The organism is Aquiflexum gelatinilyticum (assembly GCF_024741135.1).
Taxonomy (GTDB): domain Bacteria; phylum Bacteroidota; class Bacteroidia; order Cytophagales; family Cyclobacteriaceae; genus Cognataquiflexum; species Cognataquiflexum gelatinilyticum.
Genome location: NZ_JANSUY010000025.1, coordinates 1 through 13,703, shown reverse-complemented (window position 1 = coordinate 13,703; position 13,703 = coordinate 1). Strand labels below are relative to the sequence as shown.

The following is a 13,703-nucleotide window of genomic DNA, read 5'->3' as shown; positions in this document are numbered from 1 at the left end:
TGGGTAATTTGGTTAATGGTTCAAATTCAAAAGAGAAAAGGGATTTATTCCAAAACATTAATCTCGAAAATTAAAGATCAGATTCCTGTCAAATATCCATGAATATCCAGTATCAATAAATATCCATAATTTCAATCTGAAAATTTGGATAAAAACGTACCAAAGCTTCCAATCCAAGGATCAATTTCAATAAATATCCAGTATCAATAAATATCCATTTCTAAGATCTGATAAAATCATGAAATCAATCCGAAAATATCTCCTAACCCTTTTTTTGACCTTATTGGTATTCCTCCAGTCAAAAGCACAGGAATTTATCGTCTCCAATGTCCATGTCATCGGTATGCGAAATGACAAGGTGCTCAAAGACCATTTTATCCATATCAAGGGAGATAAGATTGTCGGTATATTTCCCAAAAAGGACTTGGGCAAGTTTGAGAAAATGGAAAAGATCGACGGCAAAGGTGCTTATGCTTTTCCGGGTTTGGCAGAAATGCATTCACATATCCCGGTAACTGAAAATGGCGATTTTTCCTATATGCAGGACGTCATGTGGCTGTACTTAGCCAATGGAATCCTCAATGTCCGAGGAATGATCGGCCATGATTCCCACCTTGAACTCAAAAAGAAAATAGCTTCAGGTGAAATTACCGGACCGAGGATTTTTGCAGCGGGACCGTCGCTCAACGGTACTTCCGTCGCAGACCCTGAAAGCGGTGCCAAAATGGTCCGTGACCAAAAAGCGGCAGGTTTTGACCACCTCAAATTACACCCGGGATTGGATATGCCGAAGTTTATCGCCATTGCCAATACAGCAAAAGAAGTGGACATCAAATTTGGAGGACACATCTCCTTGGATGTCGGCTTGGTCAACTCTTTGAAGAATGGTTACCGATCTGTAGAACACATGGATGGCTATATTGAAGCTTTGGTCGCTGACAAGTCAAAACTTGATCCACAGGTAGCCGGTTCCTTCAGCATGCTCGCCCTGAAATATGCGGACATGTCAAAGATCCCCGATCTGGTAAAATTAACTGTGGAGAAAAAAGCTTGGATCGCTCCCACCCTGACCTTGTTTGAACGCTTCTTTGGGTACATTCCGGCTGATGAGTTTCGTCTGGAATCAGACATGAAATACATGCCCGGCCTGCAGGTACAGCAGTGGGTCAACCAAAAGAAACTCCTCGAAAACCAAGGCATGCTCAAGGAAGAAAATGTCAAGCCCTATCTTGAATTCAGAAAGACGATGCTGATGGCCTTGCACCGTGGCGGCGTGCCGATGGTCATGGCTTCAGATTCTCCGCAGGTATTTAACGTTCCCGGATTTTCTATCCACAATGAAATCTCTGCCATGCATGATGCCGGCATGAATCCTTATGAAATCCTAAAAACCGGATCTGTAAACGTGGCAAAGTATTTTGAGAGGGAAGGGGAATTTGGCGTGGTTGCGAAGGGTGCTTCAGCGGATTTTGTATTGGTAGAAGGAAATCCCTTGGAAAATCTGTCCAATCTCCGAAACGTCCAAGGTGTCATGGTCCGTGGCGAGTGGATTCCAAAAAATGTCCTCCAACAGGAATTGAATAGGATTGAGACAAAGAATTTGAGAAAGTGAAAAAAGTCCATAGTCAACTGCCTACAATAAAAAAAAATCAAAAATCCCCTTGGAACCTTACCCCCAAGGGGATTTTTGATTTTGAATCAGGTTATGATTTTTACTTCACCACACCCAATTCTTTCCCCACTTCTATAAAAGCTGCAATGGCTTGATCCAAATGTGCCCTTTCGTGGCCGGCAGAAATCTGTACCCGGATCCTTGCCTGACCTTTTGGCACCACAGGAAAATAAAACCCGATGACATAGATCCCTTTCTCCAAAAGCTTCTCGGCCATCTTTTGGGACAGTACCGCATCATACAGCATGATCGGGACGATGGCATGTTCGCCGGGCTTGATATCAAAACCTGCCGCTGTCATCTTTTCCCTGAAGTATTTGGTGTTAACTTCTAGCTTGTCCCTCAGTTCGGTAGTCTCCGACAGCAGGTCAAAAACCGCAATCGAAGCACCTGTGATGGATGGGGCCAAGGTATTGGAAAACAGATAAGGTCTCGATCGTTGACGCAACAGTTCGATGATTTCCTTCCTTCCTGAAGTGAAACCTCCCGAAGCACCGCCAAGGGCTTTGCCCAATGTCCCGGTGATGATGTCAATTTTCCCCATCACATTGCGGTATTCATGGACGCCACGGCCTGTTTTGCCCATAAAGCCGGTAGAATGACATTCGTCAGACATGACTACAGCTTGGTATTTCTCTGCCAAAGCGACGATTTTGTCCAATTGGGCGATGGTGCCGTCCATGGAAAAAACGCCGTCTGTGACGATGACTTTATTTTGGGCCCCTTTGGCGTCTGCATCTTTAAGTTGGGCTTCGAGGTCTTCCATGTCGTTGTGGTTGTATCGGAAGCGCATCGCTTTGCAAAGCCTGACGCCGTCGATGATGGAAGCGTGGTTGAGGGCATCAGAAATAATCGCATCTTCCGGACCAAAGAGCGGTTCGAAAACTCCCCCATTGGCATCAAAAGCCGCAGCATACAAAATCGTGTCTTCTGTTCCCAAAAACTTGGAGATTTTGGCTTCCAATTCCTTGTGGATATCCTGTGTGCCGCAAATAAACCTCACGGAAGACATGCCAAAACCATGGGAATCGATGGCGTTTTTAGCTGCTTCGATGACCTTGGGATGCGAAGAAAGCCCCAAATAATTGTTGGCACAGAAGTTCAACACCTTTTTGCCTCCGGCAATGGTAATCTCCGCAGCTTGGGGAGAAGTAATGATGCGTTCTTTTTTAAACAGGCCTGCCGCTTCGATTTCCTGTAACTCTTTCTCTAATTTGGGTTTCAAAGTATCATACATAATATTTTGTATTGGGGGTTTTAAAAGAAAAAAACACTCGTACAATTAAAGTGAAATACATTCATCGAAATCACTATTTTTGTCGCTTTAAGTCCCAAATATAATTAAAAATCCCAAGGGCTTTTCCGGAGCACCGATAAGGAATATTTTAAAAATGGAAAGAATTTTGATCATTGGCGCAGCCGGACAATTGGGTTCGGAACTGACGCAGGCCATAGCCAACATCTACGGTGGAGACAATGTCATCGCCACAGACATCAATCCCAAAGCTTTGGAAAAGTTCGAAAACTGCAGGACTGCTGTCTTGGATGTGATGGACAAAGATGCTTTGAAAGATTTGGTCAAGGACCAAAACGTGAAGCAGATTTACCATTTGGCGGCAGTCCTTTCCGCCACAGGGGAGAAGAATCCCCTTTTTGCATGGAACCTCAATATGGAAAGTTTGCTTTTTGTATTGGAACTGGCTAAAGAAGAAAAACTGGATAAAATCTATTGGCCATCTTCCATTGCTGTTTTTGGTCCAAATACCCCAAAAGTCAACACACCGCAATATTGTGTCAAGGAACCCAATACGGTCTATGGTATTTCGAAGCAAGCCGGAGAAAGGTGGTGTGAGTATTACTTTCAGAAATACGGCGTAGATGTACGAAGCCTGCGCTATCCGGGACTTATTGGCTATAAGTCACTTCCCGGCGGTGGGACGACCGATTATGCGGTGGACATCTACCACAAAGCGATAGCAGGCGAGCATTTCGTTTCTTTCCTCCAAGAAGATTCCTACCTGCCGATGATGTATATGCCCGATGCGATCAAGGCCACTTTAGACCTGATGCATGCGCCAAAAGAGCAGGTGAAAATCCGGTCGAGTTATAACCTGTCGGCGATGAGTTTTTCTCCAAAAGAAATTTTTGAAAGCATCAAAGTTCATTATCCTGAGTTTAGTATAAGTTACAAACCCGATTTTAGACAGGAAATAGCAGACTCCTGGCCAGATAGTATTGACGATAGCTGCGCAAGGAAAGACTGGGGTTGGCAACATGACTACAGTCTGGAAAAAATGACCGCCGATATCCTCAAGCATCTTCCGTCTTATTCGTTTTGATTTTCTAAGAAATCAAATTAAAGAATTGTCTGGGCGTGCAGAAAATTGATTAATATGAGAAAAGACCCCAAAATGGTCTAATTTTTAATTACCCCGGATAAAACCCGGGGATGGGAAATGACCAAAATCAGCTCCAACCCTGAAAGGGTTGAATGTATTGTACCTTAGATAATGGCATAAGAAATTTTGATTTGAACTTCCCTGTTTTTGGCGGAAGGCTTATACTCTCTTTATAATATTCTTTCGGCCAAAAACCGGTGACGCTTTCTCTCTTTTTTCCCCGGGTTGCGTTCCTTACCCGGGGTTATTAATTTTTGATCCCTTCAGGATCATTAGCCGAAAATGATTATGTGAGATATGTAGACCAATATATTGGCTTCTTTCCCCCAACTGATCGAATAGCACATAATCTTTACCCAATTTCCCCTAGATACAAAAGACATTTTGATAAGGTGACCAAAAATCATTAATTTGGTTGCAGTAGCTTATCCAAAATGCCAACAAAGAATTTACCCGCTCTCCTTTCTGTTTTGCTCTTCCTTTTGGTGGGAACCATCTTGTTTTTCAAAGAACCAAAAAGAGTTGATTTCAGTACCGATGTCAAACCCATCCTAAACAAGCATTGTATTTCCTGTCATGGAGGCGTCAAAAAAAACGGCGGCTTTAGCGTACTTTTTGAGGAGGAAGCATTTGCGGTTACCGAATCAGGGCAACCTGCCATCATTCCCGGCCGACCGGGCCAAAGTGAAATCATCAGAAGACTTTATGAATCCGATCCCGAAATGCGGATGCCGTATCACAGACCTGCATTGTCTGAGGAAGAAATAAAAATACTCAAAAAATGGATCCATCAAGGCGCTGCTTGGGGCAAACATTGGGCTTATGTTCCTGTAGAAAAGCATGAAGTACCCTCCCCTTCACTTCGCTCATTTGCCTCAATTCTTGGAAAATCTCCTATTTCAACCATTGACCATTTTGTATTCCAAAAACAGATTGGAAATGGACTATCTCCATCGCCAGAGGAAGAATCTCTGCGGCTTTTGAGAAGGTTGGCTTTGGATATCACAGGTCTTCCCCCATCAGAAAAATTAGTAGCAGATTGGAATGGCGGTAAATTAACCTATGACCAAGCTGTGGATCAACTCCTCTCCTTGCCTACCTATGGCGAAAAATGGGCAACTTGGTGGCTCGACATGGCCCGGTATGCAGATACTAAGGGCTATGAACGGGATGTCTCCCGCACCATGTGGCCCTATCGGGATTGGGTCATCAAGTCACTCAATGACGACATGCCATTTGACCGGTTTACGGTGGAACAACTCGCCGGGGACCTTTTGCCAAATCCTACCGAGGAGCAGTTGATCGCTACGGCTTTTCACCGCAACACCATGAACAATGACGAGGGCGGTACGGAGGATGAAGAATTTCGGGTTGCGGCGGTATTGGATCGTGTCAATACCACTTTTGAGGTTTGGCAAAGTACCACCATGGCCTGTGTGCAATGTCACAGCCATCCTTATGACCCTTTCAAGCATGAGGAATATTTTCAGATCAAGGCATTTTTTAATAATTCGCGGGACGAGGACACCCATGATGAGGAACCAAAACTGAGACTTTACTCCGAGGAAGAAAAAGCTCAGGTTCAAAAAATCAAAACCTGGGTGGCTCAAAAAAGCAACAACGAGGAAGCTTTGGCCAAGGCCAATTTCCTAACCTATCTTGAACCCAAGTACCACGCCCATCTTTGCGAGGATTTTGTCAATGCCGAACTGATCGATACCAAATGGCTTGGCATGTGGCACAACGGGACGACCTACCTCCGCAATGTAGATACCCAAAACTCCGATCAGCTCCTGCTGAATTATTGGGCAGATATAGACGGCACCAAAATGGAAATCCGAAAAGGCGGGCCTGAAGGTGAAATCCTGAGCGAATTTACCATTGATAAAACGGAAGGCCGGATTACATGGGCTATTCCATTTAAAGAAATAAAAGGGAATACGGACTTATTTATAACTGCTTCCAACCCAAAAGCAAAACCACAACAATCTACTTCGGCGATTGTGTGGTTTGCATTTGTAAAATCCCTTCCCGGAAAAGACAAACCAGAATACCTCAGCATCGAACAGCAGTGGAAGGACTTGTTAGCTACCAAACCTGTGACTCTTCCCATCATGATCGAAAATCCGGATTTCATGAAGAGAAAAACCAATGTTTTTGAAAGGGGGAATTGGATGTTGCTCGGGGGAGAAGTTTCCCCAAAAACACCAGAAACATTGAACAACTGGAATCCTGAATGGCCCAAAAACAGGTTAGGACTAGCTTATTGGTTGGTAGACAAAGAGAATCCCCTGACAGCCCGGACCTTGGTCAACAGGATATGGGCACAAATATTCGGACGTGGATTGGTCAATACCTTGGAGGATATGGGAACACAATCGGATCTGCCTTCCCACCCTGAGTTATTAGATCATTTGGCTTGGAAGCTGATGTACGAATATGATTGGAGCATCAAATCCCTGATCAAGGAAATTCTAAGTTCCTATACCTACAGGCAAAGCTCCAAGATCAGTCCCCAACTGCATGAAAAAGATCCTGAAAACAGGTGGTATGCAAGAGGTCCGAGATTTAGGCTGAGTGCCGAGCAAGTCCGTGACCAAGCCTTGGCAGTATCGGGGCTGATCAGTGACAAAATGTATGGCATAGGGGTCATGCCACATCAACCTGACGGAATCTGGCAAACCGTATATAACGGGGAATCCTGGAAAACAAGTGAAGGCGAAGACCAATACAGAAGGTCGGTATATACCTTTTTGAAAAGAACCAGTCCTTATCCTTCCTTTATCAGTTTTGACGCAGGCAGCAGGGAAGTATGCATTAGCAAGCGGATCGTGACCAATACACCGCTTCAGGCATTGGCGACTTTGAATGATCCGGTGTATATCGAGGCCGCTTTGAAACTTGGGGAAAAAATGTCCCAAGAAACCAATAAAGATCCAGGGACTGTCATTGCAGAAACCTATGAAAAAATGATGTTGGTGACAATTTCTGAATCCAAGAAGAAAAGCCTGTTGAACCTGTATCAAGAAGCATTGACCAATTACAGATCCAAACCTGAGGAACTGAAAGAATTTTTACAAGACAAAAAAGTCGAAGGGAATCCGGAATTGGCAGCTTATACTTTGGTAGCCAATGCCATGTTGAACCTGGACGAATTTCTAACCAAATCCTGAAATGAAAAGGCTGGAAAACCTATTGACCGAGCTTCACCGCACGCAACTTGAAAAACAAACTAGGCGTCACTTCCTGTTGGACTGCGTCAGCAAAATGGGCGGTTTGGCCTTGGCACCCTTGCTATTTGGCTGCGATACAAATCCCGGCGTGCCCAAAGTTCAGGGACTTCAACTTTCAGACAGGGATTTGAATCCCCTTTCTCCCTTGCCTCCGCCTTATTTTGCGAAAGCAAAATCGGTTATTTATCTGCATATGGCGGGTTCACCATCGCAGTTGGAGCTTTTTGATTTCAAACCAGAACTTGTCAAATACAACAACCAACCTTGTCCGGAATCTCTTTTGGAAGGAAGGAAATTCGCATTTATCCGTGGTGTGCCTAATCTCCTTGGTCCCCAATCCAACTTTGCCCAACATGGTGAATCCGGTGCTTGGGTGTCTGATTACCTACCGCATTTTTCAAAAGTGGTAGATGAAGTCGCCTTCCTCAAGGCTGTGCATACCGACCAATTTAACCATGGTCCTGCCCAACTCTTCATGCAAACAGGAAGTCCGAGATTGGGAAGACCGAGTTTAGGGAGTTGGGTTACCTATGGCCTCGGAACAGAAAATCAGAATTTACCGGGTTTTGTTGTCCTGACATCCGGCGGAAAAACCCCTGATGCAGGAAAAAGCGTTTGGGGAAGCGGGTTTTTACCCTCAGTTTACCAAGGAGTCCAATGTCGTTCAAAAGGTGATCCGGTACTCTACCTTGAAGACCCAAAAGGAATCAACCGAGACATCAAAAAAACATTGATCTCCTCCATCAATGAAGTGAACAAAGCCGAATTTGAAGCATTTGGTGACCCCGAAACATTGGCACGGATCAACCAATACGAGATGGCCTATAGGATGCAGATCGAGGTTCCCAATGTGATGAACATCAATGACGAACCTGAATATATCCATCAACTATATGGCACAAAACCGGGAGAAGAGGCCTTTGCCAATAACTGCCTTCTCGCTAGAAAATTGGTAGAGAAAGGGGTTCGCTTTGTTCAGTTGTATGATTGGGGATGGGACAGCCACGGGACTGACCATGACACGGCAATTGATTTGGGATTAAGAAACAAATGCAACGAAATCGACCGACCGATTGCTGCGCTTTTGCTCGACCTCAAGCAAAGGGGATTGTTGGAGGATACTTTGGTGGTGTGGGGAGGCGAATTTGGAAGAACGCCGATGCAGGAAAACCGAGAGGGAAAGACTATGGGTTTCAAAGGAAGAGACCACCACGTGGATGCATTTACAATGTGGATGGCCGGTGCAGGGATCAAAAACGGATCAAGTTATGGCCAAACGGATGATTTTGGTTTTTCGGGGGTAGAAGGAAAAGTTTCGGTACATGATGTCCACGCTACGATATTGCAGGTTTTGGGATTTGACCACGAAAAATTCACATACGATTTTCAAGGAAGGCCTTTTCGACTGACAGATGTGGAAGGTGAAATCATCAGAGACATTTTAGCCTAAACAAGACCAATGCCGTTATTCATTTTCCCACTGATTGGACGCTTCCACCCTTTGATAGTCCATTTACCGATTGGGTTCATTTTGTTTGCCCTGATCTTGATGTATTATCCCAGAAAGGACAAAAACCTGCTTTTGCCCACTGTGCAGTTTGCCTTGCTTTTAAGCACCTTGATGTCATTTTTTGCGTGTATCACCGGAATTATTCTCTACAATCAGGAAGGTTATGCTTTTGACACGGTTCGAAACCATTTGATTTTGGGCATTCTCACCGCATTGACTTGCTTATCCCTTTTTCTTCTTGTCAAAAAACATCAAACCCTATCGGATCCGAAAATCCATGTTGGTTCAGCAATACTTTTTCTTTGCCTGACATTTACCGGGCATCTCGGTGGCAATCTGACACACGGAGAAACTTACCTGACGGAGGTTTTGCCGGAAGGGATTCAGGAAACTTTCGGATGGAAAATAGAGGAGCAGTTTGAGCCTCTTTCCCTTGATGGGGAAGCATGGGAGGAAGCTTTGTTCTATGAAGATGTAGTCCAACCCATTTTGAATCAAAACTGCCACAGTTGCCATAATGAGAAGAACAGCAAGGGGGATTTGATCCTGACTTCCAAAGAAAGCTTGTTGGAAGGCGGGAAAAATGGAGAAGTGATTTTCCATAAAACTCCCATGGAAAGCGAACTTCTTGAAAGGATGTTGCTGCCTTTGGATCATGAAGACCATATGCCACCAAAGGAGAAAAGGCAACCTGTAGAAGCCGAGGTGGAATTGATAAAAGCATGGCTACTTACCGGCGCATCTTTTGAGGAGACACTCGGCCAATCGGGAATTTCAGTGGATTTGGTTTCTTCTTTTTTCGCGAAAAATGAAACCTCGATTTATCCTGAAGTCCAACTCGAACCATTGAAGGAGGATGTTTTAAAAAAATTGAAAGGCCAAGGTTTTTTTATCGAAAAGTTGAGCGTAACATCTCCCTTACTCAAAGTCAGTACCATCAATTTCCCTGAAGCCGATAATCAGGATTTGGAATCTTTGGAACCTATTCTTGCCTATATCACCATCCTTGATTTAAGTCTTTCGAATGTTACCGATGATGTTATTCCTCTTGTAGGAAAAATGGAAAACCTCACCATTCTCAAACTGAATGAGACAAAAATTGAAGGTAAAAGTTTTGAAATGCTGGAGGAAAATACCCGCTTGATTCAGTTGCATTTGACCAAATCAATGGTCAGTGGGGACAATCTAGAGAAGCTGAATTCCCATCCAAGCCTCCAAAAAGTATTTGCTTTTGAAACTCCTTTAGCCAAAGAGATCAACGTTGAAAAGTTAAAGGAATTGAGTTTTAAGGTGGAATTGGGAAATTTTGAATTGCCTTCCCTGCCAACAGATCAAGTGAAATATTAGCAGGTAAGGCAAATTTTATATTTTTTTCAAGATGGCTTCCGGTTCAAAACCCAAAATCAAATCTCCGTTTGGAAACTCAACTATCGGTCTTTTGATCATGCTGCTTTTTGTACCTAACAAAGCCAAAGCATCCGATTCTTTTTCAAGTAAGGATTTTTCTTCGTCAGTAAGTTTCTTGTAGGTGGTTCCTTTTTTATTGACCAATGCTTCAAAACCTACTTTGGAAGCAAATCTCAGCAACAAGCTCGCATCTGGCGCCTGTTTTTTGTAATCAATAAAAATATATTCGATGCCATTCTCCTTCAAAAAATCGAAGGTCTTTTTCATGGTATTGCAGTTCTTGATGCCGTAAATTTTTAGGGTCATTTTGGTTTAAATTTTATTTCAAAAACTTTCTTTGAGCGATTCTTCATTGGCTTTGATTATTTTTTCAACCAAATCATCAGTTAAGGCAGTAGAAAGAAAAAGACTTTCATACTGCGATGGTGCAAGGTAAATCCCTCTTTTAAGCATATTTTGAAAATACTTTCCAAAGCGGACAGTATCTGATTTTTTTGCAGATTCAAAATCAAAAACTGCCTGATCAGTGAAGAAAAGGCTGTACATACTTCCCAAATGATTGATCGTATAATTCATGCCTAGTTTGTTCAAAGAAGTTTGAAATCCTTTTACCAGTTTATCTCCAATATTGTTTAAAGTGGTATAAACCTCAGGATTTTGGTTCAGGTGTTTCAGCATCGTCAAACCCGCCGCCATGGCAATGGGATTGCCGGAAAGCGTCCCTGCCTGATACACAGGGCCTGCGGGAGAGACAAACTCCATGATTTCTTTTTTTCCTCCATAAGCTCCGACAGGAAGCCCGCCCCCAATAATCTTTCCGAGAGTAGTCATATCGGGTATCACACCAAAAAGCTCTTGCGCACCTCCTTTTGCCAACCTGAATCCAGTCATAACTTCGTCAAAGATTAAGACAATTCCTTCTCGGGTACAGATATTTCTTAATCCCTGCAAGTATCCTTCTTTTGGCAAAACCAGTCCCATATTGCCTGGAACAGGTTCCAAAATCAGAGCAGCAATTTCATCTTTATTGGCCGCAACAAGCCGTTCAATGGCTTCGAGGTCATTGTATGGGGCAAGGAGGGTGTCTTTTGCGGTACCCTTTGTCACACCGGGTGAATCAGGATTACCCATTGTAATCGCTCCCGAGCCTGCAGAAATCAAAAAAGAATCTCCATGCCCATGGTAATGTCCTTCCATTTTTATGAACTTGTCTCTTCCTGTGTATCCTCTTGCCACCCTGATAGCGGACATGGTGGCTTCCGTGCCGGAATTTACCATTCTGACCTTTTCGACAGAGGGTACCATGCTTGCAATCAACTCCGCAATTTCAACTTCCTTTGCTGTAGGCGCCCCATAAGATGTCCCAAATTCTAGGGCCCGGACAATGGCTTCTTTGATCATGGGATGGTTATGACCAAGAATCATCGGTCCCCAGCTATTGATAAGCTCGATGTAGGTATTATCATCTTCGTCATAGATAAATGCGCCGTCAGCTCTTTTAATAAAAATCGGATCCCCTCCTACAGCCCTAAACGCACGAACGGGAGAATTGACTCCTCCCGGTATATATCTTTTCGCCTTTTCAAACAAGGCCTTACTATGGGTAATCTGCATGAATTTTTTCTTTAATTAACTTCTAATTTTCCGTTATACAATCTTAACACAGGAACGTAACGGTTGTTATTGGAATCTCTAAAATCAAAACCATAAGTAATTTTTCCTTGGCTGAAGCCATTTTTGTTCAGGTTACTTCTAAAATCAAATCCTTCAGCCGGGCTTATCGTCTGCGCTATCCAATAGGCAAGTTCATAGCCCAAATGCATATTCAGAGAAGGAAATTTCCCATATTCTTCATTGAAACCGTTCCTGAAACTTTCAAGGTTAGCGTTGCTAAAATCAATGGAATTATTTCCTAAAAAGACAAAATTCTGGGTTTCCAGCATTTCATAACTGGCAAAATTGAAGTAAAGCCAACTGTCCATCACAATCACCGGCACCTGAAGGTTTTTGGATTCCATGTATCCAAATGTAGCTTGTGCAATATTGGGATCATCTGAAAGAATTATGACAGCATCTGTTTTTGAAAGTAGGTCTCTATCAAGTTGGATATTGTCAAAAAACTGGTTGATATTTTTTGGAGAAATCAACGTTTTGGAAACGGTTTTATATCCCTGACTACCGCTTTCCTCTACAATTTTATTTGCAAGTTGCTCATCTCGGGAAGCACCGGAATAGGCTATTGCCAGTCTTTTTCCCTGAATGTTGGTTTTCAAATAATTCATCAGGCCATTGCTTAAAGATGCAATGGCTGGCCTGAACAAATATGCAAAATCATTGCCTTGGATTTTATCATCCAAATTGGAAAGTGGATTGATAAATGGGATGTTGTTTTCCTGTGAAAACTGTAAAACGATTTCTGTTTCTTCAGGATAGATCGGCCCTATGATGACATCTGCTTTCAATAAAAAATCATCTAACAGAATTTTTTGAAGCCTGGCATTATCTCTTTGGGTATCAAAAGTTTTAACATTAACTTTATATCCATTTGAAATCAATTCTTTGATTCCAAAATCGATACCTTGGTATAATTCCAAAATAAAATTCCCTTGTGAAATAGTTTTGACATCGGTTCCACCTGAATAATTGAAAGGCAAAAGTATTGCGATTTCAAGAATTTGGAGATTTTTGGTACCTGACTTTTGTGCTGTTGTCGATTTATCCAAACTACTCAATTGTTGCAAAACAGCTTTTTCATCTGAAGACATGATGGATTGCTTTTCAAGCTGATCTCTCAAGGCGATTAAGTACCCCCTATTGCTTTGGAATTTACTTAAATTGGCAATCAAAAAGCTAACGGATGAATTCTTGAGGTGATTCAAACTCGCACGTTCGCTAAGAGCAAAGATCTCCGGATTTTTGATATATGAAACTTCCTCCAAAGCTTCAAGGTTTTTGGCCTCACCAAATAAAATCAATGCGAGTAAATACCTTGCGTCATCTTGTTTTTCCCAAGATTTATTAACTGCCAATGGCTCGATTACAGATTTCGCCAATTCCAATTGTTTATTTTGAAAAGCAGCAAATCCAAAATGATATTGTGCATATAGTGCAAGGTTACCATATTTGGCTTGCTCCATATAAGGCCTCATAAGTTCCATTCCATCGGCATAATTTCCGTAACCGATTAAAGTTTTTGCTTTTTTGTAGGCGGCTAAATTATCCTGAGCGAATCCATGTAAAGAAAAAGTAAATATTAAAACCAATAAAAAGAAGTATGCTCTCATAAGGGACAATCTTGATTCGGAGATAATTATTATTCTCAAATAGGCTTCAAAGTTAACCCATTTCCGAGCAAAAGAAAAGTAAAATATGGCTGACGATCCAATTGATTATGGCATACCATAATTTCATTTGGATCAAATATTCAGCCTTAGGCCTAAAACGCAAAAAGCCTTTGGATTACTCCAAAGGCTTGTGATAAT

The 13,703-nt window shown here is 42.6% G+C and carries 9 protein-coding genes; 5 read left to right on the top strand and 4 right to left on the bottom strand.

Annotated features, from left to right (window positions below; all coding sequences use genetic code 11):
* Positions 1 to 238: 238 nt before the first annotated feature.
* Positions 239 to 1,612 (top strand): amidohydrolase family protein, encoded by a 1,374-nt coding sequence (locus tag NU887_RS19370; protein ID WP_258425043.1) that lies wholly within the window; start codon positions 239 to 241, stop codon positions 1,610 to 1,612.
* A 100-nt stretch (positions 1,613 to 1,712) separates the two neighbouring features.
* On the opposite strand, the gene kbl is transcribed toward NU887_RS19370, so the two are convergent.
* On the bottom strand, positions 1,713 to 2,909 hold the full coding sequence (kbl, locus tag NU887_RS19365; protein ID WP_258425042.1) for a glycine C-acetyltransferase: 1,197 nt from the start codon (positions 2,907 to 2,909) through the stop codon (positions 1,713 to 1,715).
* Positions 2,910 to 3,063: 154 nt separating this feature from the next.
* Here kbl and NU887_RS19360 point away from each other — a divergent pair, with 154 nt between their 5' ends.
* The 4 genes from NU887_RS19360 to NU887_RS19345 all read left to right on the top strand — a co-directional run bounded on the left by NU887_RS19360 (position 3,064) and on the right by NU887_RS19345 (position 10,161).
* Positions 3,064 to 4,011: an NAD-dependent epimerase/dehydratase family protein gene (locus NU887_RS19360; protein WP_258425041.1), complete on the top strand. Its 948-nt coding sequence runs from the start codon at positions 3,064 to 3,066 to the stop codon at positions 4,009 to 4,011.
* Between the two features lie 494 nt (positions 4,012 to 4,505).
* Complete coding sequence (locus NU887_RS19355; RefSeq protein WP_258425040.1) at positions 4,506 to 7,244, top strand: DUF1553 domain-containing protein; 2,739 nt, start codon at positions 4,506 to 4,508, stop codon at positions 7,242 to 7,244.
* Position 7,245: 1 nt separating this feature from the next.
* Positions 7,246 to 8,754 carry a DUF1501 domain-containing protein gene (locus NU887_RS19350; protein ID WP_258425039.1) on the top strand — a complete coding sequence of 503 codons (1,509 nt, stop codon included), beginning with the start codon at positions 7,246 to 7,248 and terminating at the stop codon, positions 8,752 to 8,754.
* Between the two features lie 9 nt (positions 8,755 to 8,763).
* A complete protein-coding gene (locus NU887_RS19345; RefSeq protein WP_258425038.1) occupies positions 8,764 to 10,161 on the top strand; it encodes a c-type cytochrome domain-containing protein in 1,398 nt (465 codons plus the stop codon).
* Positions 10,162 to 10,176: 15 nt separating this feature from the next.
* Here NU887_RS19345 and NU887_RS19340 read toward each other — a convergent pair whose 3' ends face one another.
* From NU887_RS19340 to NU887_RS19330, 3 genes are read right to left on the bottom strand one after another with little or no spacing between them, the layout of a single operon-like run.
* Positions 10,177 to 10,527: a Spx/MgsR family RNA polymerase-binding regulatory protein gene (locus NU887_RS19340; protein WP_258425037.1), complete on the bottom strand. Its 351-nt coding sequence runs from the start codon at positions 10,525 to 10,527 to the stop codon at positions 10,177 to 10,179.
* 18 nt (positions 10,528 to 10,545) lie between these two features.
* Entirely contained in the window at positions 10,546 to 11,835 is a 1,290-nt protein-coding gene (gene hemL, locus NU887_RS19335) for a glutamate-1-semialdehyde 2,1-aminomutase (RefSeq protein WP_258425036.1), read from the bottom strand.
* Positions 11,836 to 11,846: 11 nt separating this feature from the next.
* Positions 11,847 to 13,505 (bottom strand): ABC transporter substrate-binding protein, encoded by a 1,659-nt coding sequence (locus tag NU887_RS19330; RefSeq protein WP_258425035.1) that lies wholly within the window; start codon positions 13,503 to 13,505, stop codon positions 11,847 to 11,849.
* Between the last annotated feature and the right edge of the window lie 198 nt (positions 13,506 to 13,703).